The 26,274-nt window shown below is 40.5% G+C and carries 23 protein-coding genes; 2 read left to right on the top strand and 21 right to left on the bottom strand.

The window, feature by feature from the left end; genetic code table 11:
* Positions 1–151: 151 nt before the first annotated feature.
* Both ACIFOT_RS00125 and ACIFOT_RS00120 read right to left on the bottom strand, forming a co-directional pair.
* Entirely contained in the window at positions 152–1,369 is a 1,218-nt protein-coding gene (locus ACIFOT_RS00125; RefSeq protein WP_430060372.1) for a multidrug efflux MFS transporter, read from the bottom strand.
* A gap of 91 nt (positions 1,370–1,460) precedes the next feature.
* On the bottom strand, positions 1,461–2,030 hold the full coding sequence (locus ACIFOT_RS00120) for a cysteine hydrolase family protein (RefSeq protein WP_430060370.1): 570 nt from the start codon (positions 2,028–2,030) through the stop codon (positions 1,461–1,463).
* A gap of 122 nt (positions 2,031–2,152) precedes the next feature.
* Here ACIFOT_RS00120 and ACIFOT_RS00115 point away from each other — a divergent pair, with 122 nt between their 5' ends.
* Positions 2,153–2,761: a TetR/AcrR family transcriptional regulator gene (locus tag ACIFOT_RS00115; protein WP_430060367.1), complete on the top strand. Its 609-nt coding sequence runs from the start codon at positions 2,153–2,155 to the stop codon at positions 2,759–2,761.
* 256 nt (positions 2,762–3,017) lie between these two features.
* Here the strand turns inward: ACIFOT_RS00115 and ACIFOT_RS00110 are convergent, their stop codons facing one another.
* The 9 genes from ACIFOT_RS00110 to ACIFOT_RS00070 form a co-directional block, all read right to left on the bottom strand.
* On the bottom strand, positions 3,018–3,524 hold the full coding sequence (locus tag ACIFOT_RS00110) for a hypothetical protein (protein WP_430060364.1): 507 nt from the start codon (positions 3,522–3,524) through the stop codon (positions 3,018–3,020).
* A gap of 253 nt (positions 3,525–3,777) precedes the next feature.
* Complete coding sequence (locus ACIFOT_RS00105; RefSeq protein ID WP_430060361.1) at positions 3,778–4,572, bottom strand: XdhC family protein; 795 nt, start codon at positions 4,570–4,572, stop codon at positions 3,778–3,780.
* A gap of 28 nt (positions 4,573–4,600) precedes the next feature.
* Positions 4,601–5,470 carry an FAD binding domain-containing protein gene (locus tag ACIFOT_RS00100; protein ID WP_430060358.1) on the bottom strand — a complete coding sequence of 290 codons (870 nt, stop codon included), beginning with the start codon at positions 5,468–5,470 and terminating at the stop codon, positions 4,601–4,603.
* On the bottom strand, positions 5,455–5,931 hold the full coding sequence (locus ACIFOT_RS00095; RefSeq protein WP_430060355.1) for a (2Fe-2S)-binding protein: 477 nt from the start codon (positions 5,929–5,931) through the stop codon (positions 5,455–5,457). Before ACIFOT_RS00095 ends, ACIFOT_RS00100 begins: the two co-directional genes overlap by 16 nt.
* The gene (locus ACIFOT_RS00090; RefSeq protein ID WP_430060352.1) at positions 5,928–8,090 is read right to left on the bottom strand and encodes a xanthine dehydrogenase family protein molybdopterin-binding subunit; all 2,163 of its coding nucleotides are present in this window, start codon (positions 8,088–8,090) and stop codon (positions 5,928–5,930) included. The genes ACIFOT_RS00095 and ACIFOT_RS00090 overlap by 4 nt, the downstream gene beginning before the upstream one ends.
* Positions 8,091–8,205: 115 nt before the next feature.
* Positions 8,206–8,790: a nucleotidyltransferase family protein gene (locus ACIFOT_RS00085; protein ID WP_430060349.1), complete on the bottom strand. Its 585-nt coding sequence runs from the start codon at positions 8,788–8,790 to the stop codon at positions 8,206–8,208.
* A gap of 317 nt (positions 8,791–9,107) precedes the next feature.
* Positions 9,108–10,235 (bottom strand): Ger(x)C family spore germination protein, encoded by a 1,128-nt coding sequence (locus ACIFOT_RS00080; protein WP_430060346.1) that lies wholly within the window; start codon positions 10,233–10,235, stop codon positions 9,108–9,110.
* Entirely contained in the window at positions 10,232–11,329 is a 1,098-nt protein-coding gene (locus ACIFOT_RS00075; RefSeq protein WP_430060343.1) for a GerAB/ArcD/ProY family transporter, read from the bottom strand. The genes ACIFOT_RS00080 and ACIFOT_RS00075 overlap by 4 nt, the downstream gene beginning before the upstream one ends.
* On the bottom strand, positions 11,322–12,812 hold the full coding sequence (locus tag ACIFOT_RS00070; RefSeq protein WP_430060340.1) for a spore germination protein: 1,491 nt from the start codon (positions 12,810–12,812) through the stop codon (positions 11,322–11,324). Before ACIFOT_RS00070 ends, ACIFOT_RS00075 begins: the two co-directional genes overlap by 8 nt.
* Before the next feature lie 332 nt (positions 12,813–13,144).
* On the opposite strand from ACIFOT_RS00070, the gene yjcZ reads away from it, so the two are divergent.
* A complete protein-coding gene (yjcZ, locus tag ACIFOT_RS00065; protein WP_430060339.1) occupies positions 13,145–13,324 on the top strand; it encodes a sporulation protein YjcZ in 180 nt (59 codons plus the stop codon).
* 213 nt (positions 13,325–13,537) lie between these two features.
* Here the strand turns inward: yjcZ and ACIFOT_RS00060 are convergent, their stop codons facing one another.
* The 10 genes from ACIFOT_RS00060 to eutB form a co-directional block, all read right to left on the bottom strand.
* Positions 13,538–14,722 (bottom strand): cytochrome P450, encoded by a 1,185-nt coding sequence (locus tag ACIFOT_RS00060; RefSeq protein WP_430060336.1) that lies wholly within the window; start codon positions 14,720–14,722, stop codon positions 13,538–13,540.
* Between the two features lie 372 nt (positions 14,723–15,094).
* On the bottom strand, positions 15,095–16,390 hold the full coding sequence (locus tag ACIFOT_RS00055) for an MFS transporter (RefSeq protein WP_430060333.1): 1,296 nt from the start codon (positions 16,388–16,390) through the stop codon (positions 15,095–15,097).
* Between the two features lie 33 nt (positions 16,391–16,423).
* Positions 16,424–17,599 carry a M24 family metallopeptidase gene (locus tag ACIFOT_RS00050; RefSeq protein ID WP_430060330.1) on the bottom strand — a complete coding sequence of 392 codons (1,176 nt, stop codon included), beginning with the start codon at positions 17,597–17,599 and terminating at the stop codon, positions 16,424–16,426.
* A 66-nt stretch (positions 17,600–17,665) separates the two neighbouring features.
* Complete coding sequence (locus tag ACIFOT_RS00045) at positions 17,666–19,102, bottom strand: aldehyde dehydrogenase family protein (protein WP_430060803.1); 1,437 nt, start codon at positions 19,100–19,102, stop codon at positions 17,666–17,668.
* A gap of 25 nt (positions 19,103–19,127) precedes the next feature.
* Positions 19,128–20,183, bottom strand: coding sequence for a homoserine dehydrogenase (locus ACIFOT_RS00040; RefSeq protein ID WP_430060327.1), 1,056 nt, complete (start codon positions 20,181–20,183; stop codon positions 19,128–19,130).
* Positions 20,180–21,430 carry a M20 metallopeptidase family protein gene (locus ACIFOT_RS00035; protein WP_430060324.1) on the bottom strand — a complete coding sequence of 417 codons (1,251 nt, stop codon included), beginning with the start codon at positions 21,428–21,430 and terminating at the stop codon, positions 20,180–20,182. Before ACIFOT_RS00035 ends, ACIFOT_RS00040 begins: the two co-directional genes overlap by 4 nt.
* A 33-nt stretch (positions 21,431–21,463) precedes the next feature.
* Positions 21,464–22,666, bottom strand: coding sequence for a cystathionine gamma-synthase family protein (locus tag ACIFOT_RS00030; RefSeq protein ID WP_430060322.1), 1,203 nt, complete (start codon positions 22,664–22,666; stop codon positions 21,464–21,466).
* Between the two features lie 15 nt (positions 22,667–22,681).
* On the bottom strand, positions 22,682–23,686 hold the full coding sequence (locus tag ACIFOT_RS00025) for a cyclodeaminase (RefSeq protein ID WP_430060319.1): 1,005 nt from the start codon (positions 23,684–23,686) through the stop codon (positions 22,682–22,684).
* Positions 23,687–23,711: 25 nt separating this feature from the next.
* Positions 23,712–24,896, bottom strand: a complete 1,185-nt coding sequence (locus ACIFOT_RS00020; RefSeq protein ID WP_430060317.1) for a M24 family metallopeptidase — start codon at positions 24,894–24,896, stop codon at positions 23,712–23,714.
* 238 nt (positions 24,897–25,134) lie between these two features.
* Positions 25,135–26,121, bottom strand: a complete 987-nt coding sequence (gene eutB / locus ACIFOT_RS00015) for a hydroxyectoine utilization dehydratase EutB (protein ID WP_430060801.1) — start codon at positions 26,119–26,121, stop codon at positions 25,135–25,137.
* Positions 26,122–26,274 lie beyond the last annotated feature (153 nt).

The following is a 26,274-nucleotide window of genomic DNA, read 5'->3' as shown; positions in this document are numbered from 1 at the left end:
GAAAAAAACACTTTTCTACAGTAAATCCCACTTGGAGGTATTTAGTGCATCCAATTTTTCTCTTTTTTAAACTGTTACCATCCCTTACATAGTCAAAAGAAAAGCGAACAGTACTTGACTGCTCGCTGGTTCTAAATGTATTTCTACGTTTTTATTTTAATGATTGGTACGATGTATTTTCTTTATGATTCATTTTATTCAGGACATTAAAATAAACCCAAACAGCATTAATTAGTAATAAGGCACCTGTAATCAGAAACACAGATCTGATTCCAAAAGACGATGCCATCTGTCCACCTATAGTTGCTCCTCCAAAAACCCCTAAATACCCCGCAGACATTGTAATGCCAAACACTCTACCCGTAAGGAAATCCGGTGTAATTTTCTTAAGCAAAGTATTTACAGAAGGCATTAGTCCTGCTGATGCCAATCCTAAAATAAATCTTAATACCATTAACTGCCAGGGATTTTTTACAAACGCTTGTGGTATAAACATCAATCCTGCCACAATAAGTGCAGCAAAGATCACCTTTTGTGCTCCTAGTTTATCCGATAGTTTACCAAGTCTTGGGGCAGCCATGATACTTGCCAGTCCTGCTGCCGAGAATGTCATTCCAGCTAACAAAGCAACATGGCTAGAATTCTTTGTTAATAGAGTAATATAAATTGTAATGATAGGTTCAATTGAATAAAGAGCAAATGTAAGTATAAAGAAGGTTACAAACAAAGTTATCGTTAAACTTTTTTCTGGAACCTGATTCCATATTTTTTTAATAGGAAGTACTTTTTTATCTTGGCGATTGAAGGTTTCCTTTACAAATAAAGCAGTGGCAATAAATGAAATAACCAACAAAGCGCCTGTTATAAAAAATACATTTTGCAATCCAGTACTCTCTTCCAAATAACCGCCAACCATTGGACCAATCAATGAACCTGCTGTACTAGCAGTTGAAAGTGTACCCAGCGCAAATCCTGCATGTTCTTTATCTGTTTGAGTCGCAATCAAAGCTGTACAGGCAGAACCATAACCAGAAATCACACCTAACAGTAATCTTAACCCAATCAGTTCAAAGACATTTTGTGCAAACCCCATACATCCAATAACAATTCCCATTCCGAGGCTTGCCCGCAAAAGCATGGGCTTTCGTCCATACTTATCAGCCGCACCTCCCCAAATAGGTGAAAACACAGCCGAAATGATAAAAGTAGCCCCAAACGCAAATCCCGAATATTGGGCAATTAAAGCTGTATTATGAACTCCGAGATGGTTAATATACAGAGGTAGTACTGGTGCTATTTGGCTCATCCCTATACTGGACATAAACATCCCAAACCAACATACAATTAAATTCCTTTTCCAAATTGGCATAAATGGAAGCTGTCCTTTCCTTTTGTTATAAAATCCAATAAGCACCTCTTTGGGTTAAGAGGCGCTTGTTGGTTTTACACGAGTAAATATGTCAATTTAAAGTACTAATCCAAGTGTCCACAGTCTGAACATCTGCTTGGCGTGGAAATACCTTTTCGGTGAGAACACGGTGAACCTCAGAATCAGCATCAAGACATGCATCCGAAAGCACTGTAATGGCAAAATCTTTATCTGCCGCTTCCCTCAATGTGGATAATACGACTCCACTTGTAGAAATGCCGCTAAGAATAAGTTTGTTGATTTGTTGGGCACGAAGAATTACTTCTAGATTGCTGCCGGCAAATGCACTAATTCGATACTTCGTTATAACGGGTTCATTTGGTTTGGGCTGAACAGCTTCGTGAATTTGTGTGGCTGGATCAGAAACGGTCATTCCGCCGTTTTTAGAAATGGCTGAGAATACTTTATTTTGTGGGCTAACTTCCGGATATCCCTCGCTAAACCCTACTCGAACAAAAATAACGGGAATTTGGTTTTGACGAGCCGCTTCAATTGCTTTTTGAAATGGGTGAAGAACATCTGTATTTTCTGCGAAACGGGATACAATACCATTTTGCAGATCCATTACTAACAATGCACTATTCTTATTTTGATTTTGCATACGTTGTAAATTCCTCCCTTTTGGATTAAAATTAAACGGAGAGTTCTCCTTTTAATACTAAATGGAGACCTCTCCGTTTGTCAAGTTCTAGGTATGTATTGAATTTTTTAGGATGTGAAAGCATGATAAATGACGAGAATCCACCCCGTATTCGGACTGAACGACGTGATGCTGCCAAGAATAGACAGCTTATATTGGATACAGCCCATAGGTTATTTGAGAAATTTGGTGTTGAACAGGTAAGTATGAATCAAATTGCCACAGAAGCACAAATTGGTCCGGGAACACTTTATCGCCGTTATCGAAACAAAGGTGAGTTATGCCAGGATTTAATTAAAGACAGTGTTGATCTTTTTTTCGAGGATATTGAAGAATACTTGAAGGAGAATGATCAAGAGCCGCCAATTCAAAGATTGAAGGAAGTACTAAGCTTTTTTATTCGTTTTAGGGAAAAAAAAGCACAACTGCTAACAGGAGTCGAGGAAGCCAAGTCAACAAACCCACTTAAGTCGCGAACCCAAAGCCCTTTATATGTTGAATTGCATCAAATATTGGTCGAACTTTTTGACGAAATGGAAGCAAACGAACAGACCTATTCACACAGTGCCTTTAAAGCCGATATGGTATTAATGGCTTTGAGCAGCGATTCGTATTTTTTCCAAAAGGATGTACGTGGGTATTCTCCTGAGGAAATTTTGGAACTGCTCTGTTCAACTTTTATTTTCAAATAATTAGAATAATTTATTTCCTCCAAAAAGGCGCAATTCTTTTTTAGAATTGCGCCTCCTTTATCTGCTTTATATAAACTCGCTATGCTATGTACTAAGTAAATCTCCATCCTTAACGATTAGATTAACTTCAGTTCCATAGAACGTATCCTCTCTTTCATTTCGTCTTTCATTATAACAAGGTGCTCATTTCCATCACTCCTTATTGATGATGATTTATTAAAGATTAGAGTGATGGAAAATTTGTGTAATTACTCATTTATTTATTGTTTTCATCATTGTTAGGATCTAGAGGATGATAAAAAGGGAATGGATGGTAATGATGTACTTCTACAAAGTCACTATGTCGAAAGAACAACGTCGGTTCGGAAATGTCGAGTGAATAACCATCAGATGAAGAGCCTCCTGTGACCGTCACTAGAGCTAGGTCACCTGATTTTCGGATGTCACCGCTGACAATAACGGATAAAACCCGCGGACTGTTTGGTTGTGGACTATCTGATTCTGTTGGTTTGGTTACAGACAAAGGAACAGCCAGACTCGACACTGATTTCGGTGGTAGTGAAATATCCGTTTCCGGAAGGAGTGGGGAAAATGAAACAGGAGAAATAACTGGGACCGTAGCAGTTGAAGATTGCTTAATCATAGCCCTAACATTCAGGATTCGGTTGGTTAGGTTGCTTAATGTCACAATTACAATATTTATGGGGCGTGCACCGAGCGTGAAATTTGGAATTAGAAAGGGGCCTGTACGCAAAATCGCCATAATTGAATCATCCTTTCAATAATATAATCTTTCATTACTTAGTTAATGCAAAAGGACAACTATTTGCAATGGACAAATTATCGAGTCTTTGCGGCTTATTTGATATTTATTTTTTATTTAAAAATTCCAAAGGCGGAAAGATTACTAACAAAAAGATAAAAAGTAGCAAAACGGTACAAAAAACGCCTTCAATGATAATTGAAGGCGTTTATGCTAGTTCGGTGAAATTTTATGTTGTTTTGGTGGATACATGCTATCTAATTAATTGTTTCACTTTCACAGACTTTTTTTCTTTGCTTACTTTAATGATTTCACCAATAATACTGATGGCAATTTCTGCTGTTGTTTCCGAGCCCATTTCCAATCCGATTGGAGAATAAACCTGCTCCAACTTTTCTTGTGTGACCCCTTCGCTTTTTAATTTTTCAAATATGGTTATGACCTTGCGCTTGCTGGCGACCATTCCCACATAGGCACACGGAAATTGTAGTGCCGTTTTCAAGACAATATCATCACCATCTTTTGTCACAATCACCACATATGACTTTTCATTGAGATTGGCTGCAAGCATTGCCTTTCCAATATCTTCGTCTACAAAAAGGTTTGTCGCATTTGGAAAGCGCTCCTTCGTACAAAAATCAACACGGTCATCGACAATGCAATATGGTAATTCGAGAAAATCAGCGAGCTTTGCCAAGGCAAAGCCTAAATGGCCAGCCCCACACAGAACGAGTTCAGGCCTGCTTGTATAGACTTCAATAAACACCCGTAACGTACCGCCACAACTCATTTGAATTCCGTCTTTTGCATGTCTATTTAATTTATATTCAACGATTTTCGATTGACCATTTTGGATTGCCTTTACACTTTCTTGGATGATATAGTGTTCAGCCAATCCCCCTCCGACTGTCCCTTCAATCGACCCATCACGGTATACAATCATTTTTCCAACATGCCTGGGAGTCGAGCCCTTGGATTCTATTATCATGGCTAAAGCAAATGTTTCGTTTTGACGGTTAAGCATGGCCACTTTTTCCATCAGTAGCATGAATAGCCCTCCCCCTTTTTTGAAAAAATCAATTCGTTTGATATTGCTTCGAGCTAAGAAAATAGCGTAATAGATTTAACGCGACGGTTTTTCTGTAGATGGCCGTGGAGCGCTGATCGTCGATGGGTTTAATGATCTTATCGAAGTCTGCCACAATCTCAGCCATGTCTGTATCGGCTAATGGGATGGTTTTTCCAACCAGCTTCTTCTCAATATCAATGGAACGAACCATCGTCGGTCCAACTGCCCCGAAGACAAAGCGAACATCTTCGATTCGAGCATCATTAATCCGGATATAGCCTGCAAACCCTACTTTAGCAATGGCATCTGCGTTTCGGTTGCCAACTTTCTCAAACACGACATGAGAGCCTTCTTCTAATACGGACGGCAGGATAATCTCCGTTACGATTTCATTTGGGTCGCGCTGCACACGTCGTGGGCCTTGAATAAAATCGCTAATCGCAACGATGCGATTACCCTTTACGGAGCGCAGCAGAAGCTTTGCATTGTATACATATAATAATGGAAGCGTATCACCGGCTGGGGAGGCGTTGCAGATATTACCGCCTAATGTTCCTCGGTTTCGAATGGCCGGGGCCGCAATGGTTCTAATTGCATTCTTTAATGGAATTGGAATTAACGGATGTTCAAGTAATTCACTATAGGTACAGCAGGCCCCGATGTGGAGATCCTTGTAAAGATGATATACCTGTTTTAATTCTGAAAGATGTTCAACAAAAACAATTGGTTTCGGGATTTTCGGAGGTACTCCCCTTCGGCTTTTGTGAAGAACCATGACATCCGTGCCGCCGGCGATAATCGCACAGTCTTCTTTATTCAATTGGCTCAATGTTTGGTCTAAACGATCGAAGCGATACGCGGTTATTTTTTCTGCCATAGGCCGTCACCTTTTTTCGCTGCCATTGTAATCGCATCTACAATCATATTGTAGCCCGTACACCGGCACAGATTTCCAGAAATGCCATCCCGAATTTCAGCCTCCGAAGGATGAGGATTGTTTGATAACAAAGCGGCACTTGCCATAATCATCCCCGGAATGCAATAGCCGCATTGTACACCCCCGGCATTAGAATAGCTCTCATCTAAAAGCTTAAATTGTTCCGTTTCCATGATTCCTTCGATTGTTTGAATATCCGCACCCGCAATCGAGCCAATTGGAATAAGGCAGCTGTTTTGCAGGAGGTTATTCACAAACACACTGCAGGCTCCGCACTCCCCTTCCCCGCAGCCTTCCTTTGTTCCGATTAAGTCAAACTCATCTCTGATTAAATCTAGTAATCTTGCGGTAGGAGGGGCGTCCGTTTCTACGCTTCTTCCATTTAGGGTAAATTTAATCATACCTTTTCACCTTCTTTCCTCCAAAGGCTTTCGATAATGACTTCCGGTGTAATCGGAATTTGCCGATAAGAGGTTTGCAGTGCATCCTCAATCGCTGCTTGAACGGCTGGAGCGCCGCCGATTAACGTCAATTCACCTGCGCCCTTCGCCCCGTATGGACCATCCGCATAGGGGTTATCAAAGACCTTGCTTTCGATGGAGACAACGTCCATTGCAGTCGGCGGTCCATAATCTGATATGCTTTTCTGTTGGATTCTGCCTTGCTTTGATGTCATCTTTTCTAAATAACCGTACGCTAGCCCTTGGGCCAAACCACCGTCAATTTGGCCTTTCATAATCCGTTCGTCGATGACCTTCCCCACTTCATAATTGCCGTATACTTTTTCCAGCTTTACATTTCCTGTTAACGTATCTACCTCTACCTCCACCATATTCACACCCCAGGAATAAGCCGGGTAGGCATCTCCTGTGAAGGTTTTCTCGTCCCATGGAATCATTTCACGATGAACATAATGCTCCACGACTTCCTGTTCTACCCCTGTTTGCCACTGGGCCTTCAGGCTTTTTGCGGCCCGTTCCAGCAATTTCCCGACAATCATTGTCGTCCTCGAGGCTACGGTCGGACCAGAGTCGGGAACCTCTTTTGTATCGGGATCAGGGTACAAAACTCTATTGTACGGAAGGTCGAGTTCTTGGGCGACAATTTTACTCAACGTCGTATAGATTCCTTGTCCCATATCAGAATTAGAGATTTTTAGTGATACCAGGTCGTCGCTTGATTTCACCAGCTTTACCGTTGCTTTAATATGATCTCTTTCGCCGCTGCCTGTAAATCCACATCCATGGAGGAACAATGAAGTTCCGATGCCTTTTTTATAACGCTGATTTTGTTGATTGTTACGCTGAAACTCCGCCTTTTTCGTTTTGTATTGTGACGCGTTGAGCAGGTCTGCAATCATATCTTCCACTAAGATCGGGTCTCGGAATTCTCCTTTGGTGATGGTGGGGTCTCCTTGTTTGACGAGGTATTTTCGTTTATATTCTAGTGGATCGAAGTTTGCCAGTTTACTAAGGTGTCCGATATGGCTTTCGATTCCGGCAAAGCTTTGCGGCGCTCCAAAGCCTCTGAAAGCGCCGTTCGGAACGGTATTGGTTTTTAAAACATAGCCTTTTGCATGGAAATGCGGAATATTATAAACACCTGCACTGTTTATTAAGGCGCGCTGCAGTACGACTTGGCTCAATCCTGCATTCGCTCCGCCATCGAGGTAGATTTCCACACACATGCTCAAAATATTTCCTTCCTTATCAAGGGCCGTTCGATACTTGAGTTTGGCCGGATGCCTTTTCGTCGTCACCACCATATCCTCAGACCGGTCGAATACGAGCATCACCGATTTTTTGACGGCTTTTGCCGCAACCGCTACATGACAAGCCATCATCGAAGGAAACTCTTCTTTGCCGCCAAAGCCTCCGCCGGTCGGGCTTTGAACAACACGGACTTCATTGTCCCCACAGTCTAACGCGCTTATCAAAGCATTTTTTATATAATAAAGACATTGCATTGATCCCTGAACGACAATTTCATCTTCCTTATAAATGGCGAGCATTCCTTGCGGTTCAAGGTAGACATGTTCCTGATAACCCGTATCATATTCTTCTTCGATGAGTTGATGAGCTCCTTGCTCGATTGCAGCTATGGTCTCTAAGCTTTCCCCGAATTCATAGCTTGCCATAGTTACCCCGGATACTGATTTTTGTTGGATTGCTTCGTCCAAAGTATATATAGCCGGATGTTCTTCAAAATCAACCTTCACTTCATCTAACAAACTGTAGAGGATATTCAGGTCTTTTCCAACGAGCATGAGAATCGGCTCGCCAATATAATTGACCCACTCATTGGCAAAAATGGGCTGATCTTCTTGGATAATTTTCACATTATTTGGTCCGGGGATGTGCTCCGTACCTACCGCTTCATACCCTTCCGGAAGGTTCGGCAATTGAATGGATTTGATTTTTCCATAAGCAATCGGCGACCGAACCAAAACCCCATACACCATATTTTCTACTTTCACGTCACTAATATAGGGCAGCTGGCCCGAAACTTTACCTTTATGATCCTTTTTGGGCACTGAGGTACTAATGTCTTTGAGACTCATTGCAACAACACCCTTCGACTCGTTTTTTAAATTGGACACATTTTAATAGAAACCCTCTTCCTACGATTTTATAAATGAGAATAATCTTTTATGATTCATTTTTATACAAAAAATATTAAGCTTTATCATAATCCATTGCTTGTTGGTAATCCTCCAGTGTATCAACATCCATTAATACTCCAGGATCATCTACATTCACGTATTTCTTTTCATATCCGCCAAGGACCACACGCAAATTACTTTCTGGATTGGTTTCGAGAATTTTCTGTTTCACTTTGCTTGATAACTTGATAGGGTGGCCCCCTTTATAGTTAAAGCTCGGAATCACTACTTCTCCTTTGTGTTTTGCTAGTAGCTGAACCGTCTCCTTTTTTACAAGGGGACAATCTCCGGGTGTTATAAAGAAGGATGAAGCATTTACTTCGTTGCAGCCCCTTTGAATGGAACTAAACATTCCTTGGTAAAAGTTTTCATTATTAACAAACTTGATTTGAAAGGAGTAGGCGTTTTTACTGTTGAGTTTTGCCACTTCCTCTTGAATGATTTCTGCTTGAAACCCAGCAACGACGATGACCCTGCTGCATACTCCTTCAAATTTGGATACCGTTTGCTCCAATATAGTCTTTTGGCCCAGTGGCAGCGTCATTTTAAAGGCATCCGCTCGACTGGAATATCCAGCAGCCAGGACGATTGCTTCCATAGTATCACCTTCTACCTATCGTTGAATCTTAATCCTAGTCCCAAATGGTAATTGTTCATTATTTCTATTCTATGGCCGGTATCCCGAATTAATTCTTAAGTGCACGCACCCATGAAATCCTCATTTTTCACAAAGTCTGGTTGAGTTCAGTTGGTTAGTTTTTTACTTATTGCTAGATTTTCATTTTCCCTAAAAAGAGTAAGGTATTTATAGTGTGTATTCAAAATATAGGCCGCTCCTAGCTGAATGAAAAAGAAGATGCCACTGCTTAAACGCAGGACACCTCTTCTTGTATATAGTGTGAATTTAATATTTAGTTATTTAATAATACCCGTCCCTGTTATATTCGTTTCTATTTTCGTCTTGATATCAATGGTTGGAAAGGTATCTGCCCAATTAATCGCCTTCCATGTTTCAGGATGGTACGCCATCACTTTCCTGCCTATTCCAAAGTAATCACAATTTGCTTGTTGTAGTTCCTTTATGACAAATTCAGCTCTTTGTGTTAATAGTTTTGAGATTTCTTTATTCAATTTATTTATTTCAGTTTGCTTGGAAAGTTGATTTAGCGGATATTCTATTGCTGTGATATTAATTTTTAAGGTAATTTCAGCTGAGATTTTATGATGTTTATCTACTTTCACTTTTAAATTATGATCCTTTAAAAAAGAGCTGATGGATATAAATTGATTTTGACGTCTTGCTTCTTCTGGATTGACCTTAAGGGTAAACCTTGCTACATTCCCCTCTTCTCCGTTCAGATATAACAAGACCGTTGCATCTTCTCCTTCCATTATTGTACCTGTGAACTTTTTATCATGGAAAAGAGCCATTCCCTGTATTTCAATAGAGTCTGATCCTTTATAAGTCACATATGGCAATGCAAAATCTTTCCCTGGGTCAAATAAATCAGGGCATATCGATTGAATGGTTTCGATTGGAATAAGGGTACGTTCTTCTGATCTATTGACGACATCCAGCAGTTTTTCACTAATAAAAACTTCCTTTGACTTTTTTATTTTCAAAAGTTCTTTAGCCGTGCCTTGGGCAACCACCAGTTTCGCCGTTAAAGAATTCCTTGGATCTCGATAAAGGATATCTAAAATAGGATAAATATCCTTTCCGGCTAACTCTTCTCCAATAACAAGAACCCGTAATTTATTAGGAGCATATTCTCCGCCTAATTGTTTTTCAATCCCAGCCCGGGTTTCCCGAAATGTATTTCCAGTCGCACTATAAAGGACGTTCGTGGAAGAAGGTTTTCCCGTCCCGCCGCTCTCTGATTTTAGAAGCCGAATGACTGCCGTATTGACTATTTTCTCGCCTTTCGATGCATCTAAGCCAATTCCCAACACTAAGCTATTATCCTTTAAAAGATGTTGATCCCAACACCCGCTTAATAACCACAAGATGATCACAAAGCAGATAACCGCTCTTTTTCTCATATGGAGGGACTCCTATAATTGAACTTCTTCCTTACCAAAGATACGAATAAAGTAAGGAGTGGAATAACGGCAAGAAAGACATAAGTGATAAAAGAAACATATTTATCAAAATGTTCAATGTCGGACTCGGAGGAAAATAAGAATCCAATCAGAAACACAATGACCGGCAGGTACCAAACAGGGTACTTTCTTTTTCCTTTATGCAGGATCGTCGCTGCTCCTGAACTGGCAAGATATAAATAGGTCACAAAAGAGGTAATCATGGGTATGATCCAAATTGATAAAAAGATTAAATCCAGCCTCTCAATCCATTGAAAATTGGCGGCTTTCAATATATACAAAACCGGTTCTGGAACGATGGTTATCTCCTCAGGGCTAAATATCAAATAGCAGCTCACGGTAAAATACACATATAACAATGTTACCATCGTATTAGCCAATGATATGTTCTTTAGTGATCGTTTATAGGTCCCTTCAACATAGGGAAGAATCACCAAAATTAACTCAAATCCAATCATGGCCACAATGGCCCTGTGGGCTCCTATAACAATATTTTTCACCCCTGATTGCCCAATTGGAAATAGATAGGCAAATTGAAAATTAGACGAAAAGGAAAACCAAGGGAGAGCGATGGCAATAATGATTAACCCGGTAGCAAGCGTGTAAAACCGGGCTAAGACCCGCAAATTATGTTTTCCAATATAGATTCCTGTTCCAATTAATAGAAGTATGATGATCGAAAAAGGGGTATAATCTAAAATCCATTTCTTTAAAAGATTCGCAAACAAAAGAGCCACTAAAGACATAACAAGCAGAAAGAAAAAGATATATAAGAAATTAATAAATTTCCCCAGATACTTGCCAAAAACAATGACGGTAATCTCATAGATGTTCTTTCCTTTAAATCCCCAAAGCAAAATCCACAATAGTATAATCAATAGCTGTATACTAGCGCCGGCTAAAAGGACAGAAATCCATCCATCACTTTGGACGTGTTCATGAACACTATAGGGAAGGGAAAGTAACCCGATCCCTACTTGGGATTGAAAAATCAAAAAGAATAATTGTGTTTGGGTGATGCTCTTTTCATTCATTTCGTTTCCACCCTCTAGGATTGCCTGTCCTGACGATATCCTTTGGTCGTGTACTTGTAGGCCTTTTAATCAACTTCCAAATCGGAAGTCGGACGATGGTAGATTTATTTTCCGATAACTTAAGAGGTGCTAAGGGTGAAAAATAGGGCGTACCAAAGGATTCTAACTTACATAAGTGAACGAGAATAATCATTAACCCAATGACAATCCCGATAAAGCCAAATAGAGAAGCACCGATCATGAGAGGGAAACCCATCAGACGAATCGTTGTTCCCATCTCAGTGACGGGAATGGCATAGGACGCAACTGCCGTTAAGGCAACGACCACAATCATGGAATTCGATACTAAATTTGCCTCCACTACCGCTGTTCCAATGACTAAACCGCCAACCACACCAATCGTTTGGGCAATCGGACTTGGCAAACGGGTCGCCGCCTCACTTAAAAGTTCCAGGATAATGAGCATGGACAAGGCTTCAACGATGGGAACAACAGGCACATATTCCAATGTGCCTTTTAAAGCAAAGACAAGTTCAAACGGAATAACCTCATAATGAAACGAAACCACGGCAATGTATAATGCAGGTAACCCTATCGCAATCGTGATACTTAATAATCGGAATAACGTAATAAAGGAACCAATAACCCAGCGATTATTGTAATCGTCAGGTGATTGCAAAAAAGCAAAAAAATTAATGGGCGCGATAATGGCAGTAGGACTCCCCTCTGAAAAAATGGCAAATCTTCCTTCCATTAGGTTCGACACCACCCGATCCGGCCGTTCCGTATTCAACATTTGCGGAAAAGGTGAAAATGCTTCATCTTCAATAAATTCTTGGATGGATCCAGGGGACTGGATATAATCTACCTTTACGTAAGATAATCGACGGAACAATTCATTAACAATGTCGTTGTTCATCAAATCCTCGATATAGATGATGGCAATCTTTGTACGGGACCTCTCTCCCAGCGTCATATACCTTACCAACAGTTTCGGATTTTTAATGGATCTTCGAACTAATTTAATGTTCGTTTCTAAGCTTTCAATAAAACCATCATGTGAACCTCTTAACACTTTTTCACTTATAGGCTCTTGAATCGTCCTCTTTTCTATAGCTATAGTATAGAAAGCGGCCGCGAAGGTCTTCCCTTCCGGAACGAAAAGACAATATCCATCTAAAAGCAAACTTGTGGCATCATATAAGTTTACGATTTTCTTATCGCATATGATTTCATCCTCACTGCCCATAGTCCGGGTTAAAACTTGATCAGAGATTTTCTCTAAATCGACTAGGGATTCAATAAAGAGCAGAGAACCCTTTTCAAATACCTCATGAATAATCAAATCTTCAGTATGAACAAGTGAATGTTGAATAAAAAGGATGTTGTCATTTATGTTGGAAGAGAAATATTTCTTTTCTTCTTGTTGCAAATTTTCACGTTCATTCGAACTTTTCCCTTTTGCCATCCATTTTCTGAGCATGTACAACATCCTTTACTCACTTTTTAACAATTTATATAAGTATTTCCAGTACAAAAAGGGGTTATTCTTTTTAATAACTATCAGGGATTGTGTTTACCTTACTTTAACTCAGTTCACCGTGAACTGAGTTTTTTCTTCTTTTTTAAGTACATGTTTTTCTCCTTTTCTATTAACTTATTTTGAATTCTGGTCAAAATAATACTTTTGGGCCATAACACAATTTCTATAATTCTGCCCATATTTGATATAGACGGGCTCTAATATCCTTTCTCCGTGTATTATATAGTGTAATGTCTAAGTAATTCTCCATCTTTAGAAAGGAAGTGTAAAAAATGGATAATGCCATACCGCATATTGCTGGTGCTAATGTTATTCCCCACCCACCATTGTCTTACGGCTATGCAGCACCTGTTTATGGAGGTTGTTTTCCTCATCATGGGTGCCACGATTTTATCATCATAGTAGTGCTGTTCATTTTATTAATTATTGTTGGTGCAGTTTGCTTCTGCTGAAAAAGGAGCTCTATTTAATAATCCTCCTCTTTACTCAAGAGTGAGGATTATTCCCTTAACAAAAATGGACTAGTTGGGAGAAGGAATCTACAAAAGAGTTAGTAAGGTTTTTCATGAAATAAAAAAGTTCCTTGTCCAGGAAAGACATAGGAACTCTACATATTGAGCCATTTTTTCTCCTACTTCATCTAGCCGATTTGCAAATGCATTGTATTATCTTCCAACGATCTTTAGTGGAAGATTCTTCACTCCATGCACGATAAAACCACGAGCCATTTCTAGTGGTTCATTATTTATCCTTTCGAAATAAGAAATTCTAGATAGGAGCAACGATAATGCAATTTTTGCTTCCATTCGAGCTAATGGTGCACCCAAGCAAAAATGGATTCCATGACCAAATGCTATATGCGGATTAGGATTACGATTCATATCAAATTGTTCCGGATTAGCAAACTTATCGGGATCACGATTAGCTGACCCGATCCATGCGATGATTCGACTTCCTTCAGGAATGGTTGTGCCGCTAATTTCAATATCTTGCTTCGCAAACCGGAACATGGCTTGGACTGGAGAACGATAACGCAGCGTTTCTTCAATTGCAGAAGGTATAAGTTCCATGTTGTTGCGAAGTCGTTCGAACTCATTCGGCTGCTCCAATAAGGTTAGGACCGTATTGCTAATTAGATTTGTGGTTGTTTCGTTCCCGGCAACCAGCAAGAGCCAGCAGAAAGATAATACATCTTCCTCGCTTAAGTGCTGATGATCCTCCTCAGCTTGAATTAAGGCGCTGATAAGATCACCTTGCGGACATTCTCTTCGTTTCATAATAATCTTTCGGAAATACTCATTCATTTCCTTGTGTGCTTTTGTCGAGTCTGCACTCGTTCCACCGATTGCTTGATCTGCGGAGGCAACGACTTCATCTGACCAATACTTAAATTGTTCACGGTCCCCACTTGGAATCCCCAGCATTTCGGCTATGACGATAACGGGTAGAGGATATGAGAGATCTTGAACAAGATCAAAATCTTCTTTATCTGCAATTCGGTCAAGAAGCTCATTCGTAATGGCATGAATCCGTGGTTCAATTGCTTCAATTGCTCTTGGAGTAAATGCACGGCTGACAAGTGAACGCAATTTCGTGTGTCGTGGCGGATCACTCGTAATCAAACTAGAGTTCATTCTGGTTTGCATGGAGGCAGTTGCTTGCGGCCAGTTTTTATCAACGTATTGTGATGAAAATCGAGTATGATCTGATAGGACTGTTTTAACATCATCATAGCGAAAAACAGACCAGATGTTGTAGGGTTCAAAGAATAGTACCGGCTGTGTCTCACGCATCATTTTGTACATTGGATAAGGATTCCGGCGTATTTCTGGTGAAAAGAATGATTCCATTGTATCAGCCCCATTAATCAATGATATTTAAGTCTACAAATATAAATATAACCTAATCTAATGATTAATGACTATTTGTACTAATAGTCTTTTAAAAAGAATACTCCTTCAGTAAATGACTGAAGGAGTTTACTATTTTATATTATCGATTTGCTCCACATATATCACTTTATCTTTGTAAAAATGATAAAAGCTATCATTCGTTACTGCTATTCTATTGTCGGTTTCTTGAATTCATTCTTTAGCCCACCCACCCATGAATTCCCCATTTTGTCACAAAGTTCGGTCGGGTCTACTCCGGGGGCGAGATTTTTGAAAAATATTAGTAAAAGTCCTTCACTTAAATAAAGTGAAGGACTTTTATTAATGTTTTTAAATTACATCCTGTGTTTTTATATCCGTAATGCCCCCTCTGGATGCACTATCTACTTTCACTGATTTAGGCAATAACATAATCGACACGATTGCCATTAAAGCTGTTACGATTAAATAAAAAGCCGGCATTAGTTTATTTCCTGTTGCGTTCTGCATGGATGTGATGATAAAAGGCGCCCCGCCGCCAAAAATGGCAGTGGAAATATTGTAAGAGATACCATAGGCGCTATTTCTTACTCGATTCGGAAACAACATAGGAAGTGTGGAAGGGAATACGCCAATAAAAATAGCCACTATGATGCCTAAGGCAAAGAAACCGACAAGCGGACCCGATGACGAACCACCCGAAACAAAAGAAATAATCGGAATCGCTGAAATTATAGCCAGTAAAGCTGATAAAAGGAGAAATTTAACTCTGCCATATCGATCTGCTAGAATACCGAAAATCGGGAATAGAATCATCATAAATACCATTCCACTGGTTGTGACTACTAATGATTCCATCGTCGTTAATCCAACTTGCGTCTCAAAATACGAAGGAAGGTAGGTCAATAATGTATAATAAGCCCCATTGGCGAATGCCACACATAAAAATGAGATAACCAACGGTTTCCGTGCTGTAGAAAACATCTCTTTCAAAGGCTGCTTAGACAAATCGTTATCATTCTTCATCTTGATAAAAGTTGGTGTATCATCGATTTTCGTTCTTACATACATTCCTACTAATGCTAAAGGCAATGAACAAATAAATGGTATCCTCCACCCCCATGCTGACATTTGATCTGAACTTAGTGTAGTAGTGAGAATCGCTACAAACACGGAACCAAGTATGTAGCCGAGCAATGAACCTGATTCAAGTAAACTAGTAAATAAACCACGTCTGGAATTAGGCGCGGACTCATTCATAAATACAGATGCACCTGTATATTCTCCTCCTGCTGCTAATCCCTGAACCATCCGCATGACTATTAATAATAGTGGAGCAATTACCCCGACAGACTCATAATTTGGCACAATTCCAATGAAAGCAGTAGCAAATGACATCATCAGAATCGTTACAATTAAGATCTTCTTTCGGCCAAGCCTGTCCCCAATAGAGCCAAAAATGATACCTCCAAGCGGCCTAAAGAAAAACGAGATAGCAAACACCGCAAAACCATATAATAATGCTACAGAACTACTCTCTTCTGGAAAAAACTGAGCTCCGATAATTGCAGCAGTATAACTATATATACCGTATTCATACCATTCGACTAGATTTCCTATTGCAGTAGCCATAGTAGCTTTCTTCATTCATCCATCCCCTTTTATTTAAACTTGATTAAACTAAACAAATTCCTTCAACACAAGGTTTCTTGGCATTTTGGCAAAGGTTTCGCATCCCGATTCTGTGATCCTGATGGACTCGCTGACTTCAAAACCATAATGTTCAAGCCACAATCCCGGAATAAGGTGAAAGGTCATATTCGGCTGCAATATCGTTTTGTCTCCTTTTCTAATGCTTACAGTGTGCTCACCCCAATCAGGCGGGTAATTCAATCCCATTGAATAGCCGAGCCGTGATTCTTTTACAAATCCACTTTTTTCAATCGTTTTTCTCCATGTTTCTTCTATCTCTTCACAAGCGATGCCTGGACGAATCATTTCTAAGCAGGCGTTAATGCCTTCTACCGCCACCTCTGAAAGGGTTTTCATATCTTTATTCGGCTTGCCAATCTGAACGGTTCGGGCTAATGGTGAATGATATCTTTTATAGCATCCAGCTAATTCTATAATCACGGCATCACCGTCTTTATAGCGATCATCGGTCCAGGTCAAATGCGGTGTCGAAGTCTTTTCACCTGATGGCAGCAGCGGTACGATAGCCGGATAATCCCCTCCGAACTCCTTTGTTCCCGTGATTTGCGTGTGGAAAATCTTTGCCGCCACATCACATTCCCTTACACCTTCCTGAATTAATTCAATGCCAGCCATCATGGCTCTTTCCGCGATGACAGCTGCTCGTTTCATATATTCGATTTCTGCATCCGATTTTATCAGCCGCACCCAATTCACTAATAGAGTAGCATCCTGAAATTTAGCATTTGGCAGCCCTTTTTTAAGCTGCTCATAGCTCTTGGCTGTGAAATAATAGTTTTCCATTTCCACACCAATGGAGCGGTTGTCTTGACCTATTTCCGTTAAGATTCCTGCTATGAAATCCATTGGGTGCTTGATGTCGGAGTGAATATAATCATCGGGATAAGGAATAATGTTTTCACGATAAAGCCATGTGGTTACCTTTGCAGCGTTGGCATCCATTTCTCTTCCGATCCACATAGGCTGATCTTCGTCAATAATAAGGACTAACATCTGATGCACGTAAAACGACCAGCCATCGTAACCGGATAGATAATTAATATTGGCCGGATCCGTGATGAGCAGAACATCGATTCCTTTTTGCATCATTCGTTCTTTTGTTTTTCGAATTCTCTCTTTATACTCATAGGTTGCAAATGACATTGTTTTAATTTCCTCCTAAGCCTGGAATCGGCATTCCATATTTAAAAGTTTTACCTAGTTACCGGTCTAATTTAATTTAAAGCACACGACTTTTGGTTCTGTCATTTCTTGAAGGGCAAACTTTATGCCTTCTCTGCCTAATCCCGATTTTTTAACCCCGCCAAACGGCATGGCATCAATCCGGTAGTCACTGCTGTCATTGATCATAATGCCGCCAACATCCAATTTGGCAATAGCCTTGTGAGCTTTTTCAATGTTCTTTGTGAAAATACCGGCTTGCAAACCATAATCCACACTATTTGATTGTTCAATGGCCTCATCCAGATCGGCTACTGGGTAAAGTATAACAACTGGACCAAAAATTTCTTCCGTTGCGATTTTACAATTCTTTGGAACATTGGTTAAAACAGTCGGAGTATAAAACGCTTCGTTACGCTGACCGCCGGTAAGTAAAAGAGCACCTTTTTCAATCGCTTCCTCCACCATTTTTTCAACTCGGATTGCTTCCTTTTCATTAATTAAAGGTCCCATATCCGTTTGGTTTGATTGTTTATCCCCTACTTTATATTGCTCTGTTCGTGATATAAAGGCTTTTTGGAATTCCGCCATAATCCTATCTTGAATATAGATTCGCTGTACTCCCAGGCAATTCTGGCCGGCAGCCCAAAATGCTCCGGAAACGGTCGATTCCACCGCATCCTCGATATCTGCATCTTCCAAAACAATAACCGGAGAATTGGAGCCAAGCTCCATACTGATTTTCTTCAGCCCTGCCTTACGAACGATGTCTTCCCCTGCTGTTAAACCTCCAGTAAAACTAATCATACGAATATCAGGGTGAGAGACCAGAATATCGCCAATCTCGCTGCCATGGCCTGTGATAACGGATAAAACCTTTGAAGGAAGACCCGCATGCAAAAATGCTTCAGCCAGTAAAAGTGCACTTAGCGGTGTCACACTTGCCGGTTTCACAATAATGGCATTTCCGGACGCAATGGCTGGTCCAACTTTGTGGGCTACAAGATTTAACGGATCATTAAATGGGGTAATCGCCGCTATAATACCGATTGGAAAACGATAGTAATATCCAACTCGATTCTCACTTCCAGGCATTTGATCAAAGGAAAGAGTTTCACCATTGATTCTTCTTGCCTCTTCGGCACTAATTCGTAATGTTTGTATACAACGGGCTGCTTCTTTTTGCGCTTCTCTTATGGTTTTGCTGCCTTCTTTGCTTATGATAAGAGCATATCTTTCCTTATATTCTTCAATATAGTCTGCAGCAGCATTGATCACTCGGATCCGTTCGTGCACAGGCATTGCGGCAGCAATCTTGGCCCCTTCCTTTGACTCCTCAATACAATGAAGCATCTCTTCCTTCGTAGCTGCAGGAACGGTATCAATTAAACTATTATCTTGGGGATCACGTACTTCAATAATCTGCTCACTATCTTTCCATTTCCCGCCAATCAGCATCCTCTGACCTCTAATTTGAACTGCCATCATCTTCCCGCCCTTCTGTTTATTATTAAACGAATACAGGTTTACGTGTACGGTTGATATTAATCAAGTCTATTAGAAGAGAAAAGCCTGTTTCTGTTTTACCTGCTCCAGCCCCGCTTAATGTGACAGGCCCCAGTAAATCACATTCATAGGTAATCGCATTGACAGCGCCGCCGATTGAAGCTAAAGAATCCGTCATGTCGACTTTTTCCGGTGCGATGGAAGCCGCCACATGGCCGTTTTCATTTTTAACCTTCGCCAGCAATTTCCAGCGTTTTCCTTCAGCTTTTGCTTCTTCAATATCTGTTAACGATATATCGGTGATCCCTTTGCAGGATACGTCCTCCACTTTCAAAGGTACGCCCATGACATAATTTGCAAGAATAACAATCTTGTATCTTGCATCGTATCCTTCTACATCATTTGTAGGATCTGCTTCCGCATAGCCTAGCTCTTGGGCTTCTTTTAAAGCCGTTTCATAGGAAACGCCTTCCTGTTCCATTTTCGTTAAAATGTAATTCGTTGTACCATTCAAGATTCCGCGTATTTCTTTAATTTCATTTCCTGCCAAAGTCACAATCGGCATTCTTAAAGATGGTGTACCACTCATGACAGTGCCTTCAAATCCCCAGGAAACATCATGCCTTTGGGCTAACTCTGTTAACTCCTTATAGGCAAGGGCAACCGGACCTTTATTTGTCATCACCACATTTTTTCCACTTTCAAAGGCAGCTTTACAGTGGTCAATCGCAGGCTGCCCCGTTTTTACATCCGTATAGGATACCTCAATAATCGTATCCGCGTTTGTATCAACGATTGTTTTTAAACTGTCCCATCCTGTTATTAATCCAGGAGTTTGTGGATAATTTTCTAAATTTCCTGTTTCTTTTAAGGTCTTTAAAACGACATCTAAATCAAGGCCGCTTGGGTTATAAATCGAGCCTTTTATAAAATCAGAAATGGCAACAACGGTTGCTTCAAATCCTTCTTTTTGCTTTAGTTCCTCTCTTTTTTTTAGCAAAATTTCTGCTAGACCCTGACCAACGACTCCGAATCCGATAAATGCTAATTTATGAGTCATGTACCTAAAATCTCCTTTTCTTTTTTGTTGAGTGACGAATGGGATTCTTCTTTTAAAAAATGAACAGCCGTTTGGGTAAGAATTGCTGCACCTTTTGTCAGACTGTTTTCATCAATGTCAAAGATCGGGGTGTGTAAATCCCTTTGAATACCATCCTTTGTTCCACTTCCAAGGAAAAATAATGCACCAGGCAGTAATTGCGTCACATAGCCAAAATCTTCTCCGCCCATGCCAAACGGACGCTTGATAATCTGAAAATCGGGATACATTTCTTCAATTGATTTTAAAAAGAGACCATTTATACGTTCATCATTCTTTAAGGCAGGTTCTCCTCTTTCCACATGGAGCGAATAGGCTCCCCCCATTGGTTCTACAACGGAAAGTGCTTTCTTTAGTTCTGAACTCAATAAGTCCCTTACTTCAGGTGTATAACTGCGGAACGTACCTGTAATCACAACTTCATTCGGAATAATATTACTGGCCGTTCCCGCATGAATCTGTCCAATACTAATTACTCCAGCTTCTAAAGCTGGAAGTTTGCGGGCAACGATGCCATGTAATGTCTGCATCACGACTCCAAGCATCCATATCGGATCCGTTCCAAGTTCAGGATAGGCCCCATGGCCCCCCGTTCCAAAAATTTTAGCCGTAAACACATCGACATTTGCCATGCTGTATCCATCATTCACTTGTGCCGATCCAACCGGAAGCCATGGGCACATATGAAGGGCAATGGCAGCATCCACATCGTCATACGCGCCAGCTTGAACCATGTACGGCGAACCAGAAAGTCCGTTTTCATCGGTACTCTCTTCTGCTGGTTGAAAAATAAATTTGACTGTTCCCTTCAACTCATCTTTTTCAAATTTTTCTGCAAGAAGATGAGCTGTTCCAAGTAAGATTGCTGTATGAACATCGTGACCGCATGCGTGCATAACACCTTCATTGTTGGATTTGTAATCGAAGATATTTTCTTCGTTGATTGGCAGTGCATCCATATCGGCACGAATTGCAATCACAGGTCCTTCCCCTGAAGTTAAGGTACCAACTACACTTGTTTCTACTCCAATGCCTGTTTCAACACGTAAACCTTTTATATTTTTTAGGACTTCAGCAACGAATTGGGAGGTCCCGAACTCTTGAAAACTGAGTTCGGGATGTTGATGAAATCTGCGTCTCCATTCAATCAGTTGATTTGATAACCCATTTGCCTGAATGACGGTAGGATGTTTAGAATGATCGGCCATCTGTTTATTTCCCCCTGCGACTTGAATGGAAGATTAGTTAACTTTTAAAATACTTTCAACATGGTTGAATGCTTGCTCAAAATCGGCAATAATATCTTCGATTTCTTCGATGCCACAAGAAATTCGAATGAGCCCTTCAGGAATTCCCATTGCTGCACGTTCTTCCGGTGTACATTCTACATGGCTTGTTGTACGGGCTGGTCCAACAGTTGTTTCGACAGCACCCAAGTTAGCAGCACGATTGGCATACTGCAATTTAGGCAGAAGATCCCGAACGGTATCTACACCGCCCTTAACCGCAAAGCTAAGCATTCCGCCAAAGTTTTTCATTTGTTTTTTCGCAACATCATGGTGTGGGTGAGTTTCAAGCCCTGGATAATACACAGCTTCTACGATTTCTTTTGTTTGTAAGTATTTTGCTAGAGTCATGGCATTTTCACATTGCTGGCGAACACGCAAATGTAGTGTTTTCATACCGCGCAAAATCAGGTAAGCTGCCATTGGGTCCATTGTTGCCCCATTAATTTCACGGAAATGATAAATTTTTTCAACTAATTCTTTTGATCCGCATACCACACCACCTAATGCATCGGCATGGCCTCCCAAAAACTTAGTTGCACTATGAATAACTAAATCAGCTCCTAAAGAAAGCGGATTTTGATTCATTGGGGTAGCAAATGTATTATCGACAACAACAAGTGCTCCAGCTGCTCTGCCTGCTTTTGCCATCAATTCAATGTCGGTAATTTTTACCGTTGGGTTCGTCGGCGTTTCTAAATATAAAATTTTGCAGCCTTTGGCAACCTCACGCTCGATTTGATCGTGATTTCCGGTTTCACATAACGCTACTTCAATTTCTTGACGTGGAAGGAATTCAGTAAAGATTTTATTCGTCCCACCGTAAGTATCTTTAATGGAAACAATTCGATCTCCTGGTACTAAAAATGTAGAAAGTGTATTGCTGATGGCTGCCATCCCAGTGGAAAAGCTTGTTGCTGCTTCCGCGCCTTCAAGGATTTTGATTTTATCCTCAAAAGCCTGAACTGTAGGGTTTGTATTACGCCCATAGATATGGCCCTTCTTCTTTCCAATTGCTACATCATACCATTCATCCATATCGTCATAGCCGTAGGCTACACTTAACACAACAGGTACTTGTGTTGCTCCATGTACTAAATAATCTTTTTCTCCTGCCCAGACTGCCTTCGTTCCCATTTTTGGATTTGTATTTGTCATGTAAAACACTCCTTGTTAGTTTTTTTGTAGGATTTTGTTATTTTCAATTCGTAAACCTTTATTTCTTTTAATCAATTCTTTATAAGCAAACAGGGCAATGGCTGTATCCTGTACACCCGTTCCTGTTAAATCACATACGGTTATTTGCTTTTCGTTTGTTCGGCCGGCAGCTTTCAGTGATGTAAGTTCACCTAATTCAAGAATGGCCGATTCCTTCGAAAGAACACCCTTTGTAAGAGCATGATGAAGTTCCCCTAATCGAGCGCATTGAGCTTTTGTATCACAGATAAGGATGTCAGCTTTTGCCAACACTTCCGGCTCCAATTCTTGCTTATGTTCAGCATCCGATCCCATTGCGGTAATATGAAGACCTGGATGCAGCCATTCTGCTTTTATGATCGGATTATTTGCAGGTGTGGTGGTAATAACTGTATCACTGTTTCTGACCACAGCTTCAGCACTTTCAGCTACAACCACTTCAACCCCTAAATCAACTGTCATTTCTTCCGCAAATTTCCGGGCGCGTTCTTTTGACCGGGCATAAACCAGGACTTTACTGAATTTCCTTACAAGACTTAAAGCCTTTAGTTGAAACCTTGCCTGTGACCCTGCCCCAATGACACCAGCTGTTTCAATAGTATCTTTTGATAGATAGGCAGCCGCTACAGCTCCCGCAGCTGCAGTCCGGACATCTGTTAAATATCCATTGTCTAACAGGATGGCTTCCGGAATTCCCGTTTGAGTGCTGATTAAGACCATCATTCCATTTCCAGATGGTAGGCCAAGCTGATAATTATTGAAAAAACCGGAAGAAATTTTGATCGCAAACATTTCTTTCCCTTGGATATAAGCTGTTTTGACGTCCACTTCACCATTTTGATCCTCAATGTCCACTCTCATTATGGGCGGCATGATAGTCTCATTTTTTGCCAGTTTGGTAAAGGCATCTTCAATCACTTTCACTGCCGTTTCGTTCAGTTGAACAAATTGCTTTAATTCCTGTTCTGTAAAAATCAGCATTTTACTATACACCTCCAAACTTCAATTACTTGGTAATGAGATAATCCTTTACAGTTAAATTCCTTGGGAGGTTGGCGAATGTTTCACAACCGTTCTCCGTAATTCGAATGGATTCACTTACTTCAAATCCGTAATCATCCAACCACAATCCTGGTATGAGGTGGAACGTCATATTTGGCTCCAGAATCGTTTTATCTCCTTTTCGGATGCTCACGGTGTGCTCACCCCAATCTGGCGGATAATTCAATCCCATGGAATAGCCAAGACGCGATTCCTTTACAAATCCACTCTTCTCGATTGTTTTTCTCCATGTTTCTTCAATCTCTTCACAGGCGATACCCGGACGGATCATTTCCAAGCAGGTGTTTATTCCTTCTACCGCCACATCTGAAAGGGTTTTCATTTTTTCTTGGGGCTTTCCGATCTGAACGGTTCTGGCTAGCGGTGAATGATACCTTTTATAGCAACCTGCCACTTCTAAAATGACGGCATCACCTTTTTTATAGCGCTCATCCGTCCAGGTTAAATGTGGTGTAGATGTTTTTTCGCCAGATGGCAGCAGTGGAACAATGGATGGGTAATCTCCGCCAAATTCTTCTGTTCCTGTAATCTGCGTGTAAAAAATCTTTGCCGCCACATCACATTCCCTTACACCAGCTTCAATTAAATCCATTCCTGCCTGCATCGCCTTTTCGACAATCTTTGCTGCACGTTTCATGTAGCCAATTTCCACATCAGACTTTATTAAACGTACCCAATTAACTAGTAAAGTAGCATCTTGGAAACTAGCATTCGGCAGGCCTTTCTTTAACTGCTCATAACATTTGGCTGTGAAATAATAGTTTTCCATTTCTACGCCAATAGAGCACCTGGCCTTGCCAAATTCTTTTAATCGATCAGCGACAAAATCCATCGGATGCTTGATATCGGATTGAACATAGTCATCTGGGTAGGAAATAATGTTTTCATGGGAGATCCATGTTGTTGCTTTTGCCCCGTTTGCATCCTGCCCGCGCCCAATCCATTTTGGCTGCTCTTCATCAATCATTAAAATCAGCATCTGATGTACGTAAAACGACCATCCATCATAGCCAGAAAGATAATTTAGATTCGCTGGATCTGTAATGAGCAGTACTTCGATTCCTTTTTCTGCCATTCGTTCTTTTGTTTTATGGATTCGCTCTTTATACTCGTGTTTTGAGAAAGACATTGTTCCTTTCCCTCCTAATTGAACATAACTTTATTAAATTGTTTGAATATTTATATTTGTTTGTATTATAAGAAATTGAGTGATGGTTTTTCATCTGACATTTTGTATGAAAGATTTTGTTGATTCATAGTCAAAATTATCAAATAGATAAATGAATCAATGTATGGTTAACCAAATCTTGATAGAAAAAAAGACCGTCAAAATAATCCTTTTCTATACGGATTATTTTGACGGTCACCTATTTTAGATAATCTTGAATTACTGTGTGCACTATAGATAGATCAATATTCTGACCGCTAATAATCACAGCTATATCGCCCTCATGACAGGGGATTTTATTTCCTAAAACAGCAGCAATTCCTGTGGCAGCGGCACCTTCCATAATCATACGATGTTTGTCCATCATAAAGCCCATACTATACGCTATTTCATCTTCTGGAATCAAAAGACAATCGTCCATATATTTTTGAACCAATTGAAATGTGTATTGATTTTCGAGTCCAATTCCTCCTAGTAAACTATCAGCGAGTGTCTCGCTTTCCTCTAGTAATACTGGTTTACCGGCTTTTAAACTTTCATACATGACGGCTGATTTTTCCATTGAAACACCTGTTACTCGAATGTCTCGATCATTGGACTTTAATGCCAAACCGATTCCGGACAGCAGCCCACCGCCAGAAAGAGGAACAATTACATCTGTTAATTGAGGAAGATCCTCCAACAATTCCAGCCCAATGGTTCCTTGGCCGCTAATAATATGCGGGTCATCAAAAGGCTCAATAACCGTTAATCCCATCTCTTTTTCAAGTTCATAACAGCGAACGCCTGCGGCATCCTGACTCTCACCCACTATCTCGATTTGAGCCCCAAGCCTTTTTAATGAATCCACTTTTGCTTTAGGAACCCGATTTGAAATACACACAATCGCATCAATACCAAGTTTTTTCGCTACGTATGCTACGGCCATACCATGATTTCCGGTTGAGTATGTTGCAACACCTCGTTTTTTTTCCTCGTCACTCAAACTTAGGATTTTATTGGCCGCCCCTCTTACCTTGAATGCTCCAACTTCGTGAACCGTTTCCAGTTTTAAATAAACATTGCGCCCCATTTTTTCTGATAGGATTGAAGAATGGATAATGGGAGTTTTGTTTACTAAATGGCCAATTCTTTTTCTTGCTTCCCATACATCACGGATATTTATCCCTTTGGTTTCTTTTGTCATTTTTGTAGAAGTCAATTTATTCTTCCCTCCAAGACCAAACTATTTTTTAATTGGCTGTGTTAAAGTTGTCTGTTGATTTCCACTCCAGGCACTTCGCTTTCCGCGGGCGTGCCGGGGAGCCTCCTCGGCGCTTTAGCGCCTGCGGGGTCTCCC

The organism is Neobacillus sp. NRS-1170, assembly GCF_050468025.1.
The sequence above is the reverse complement of the archived record's forward strand: the minus strand, read 5'-3'. Positions and strand labels throughout refer to the sequence as shown.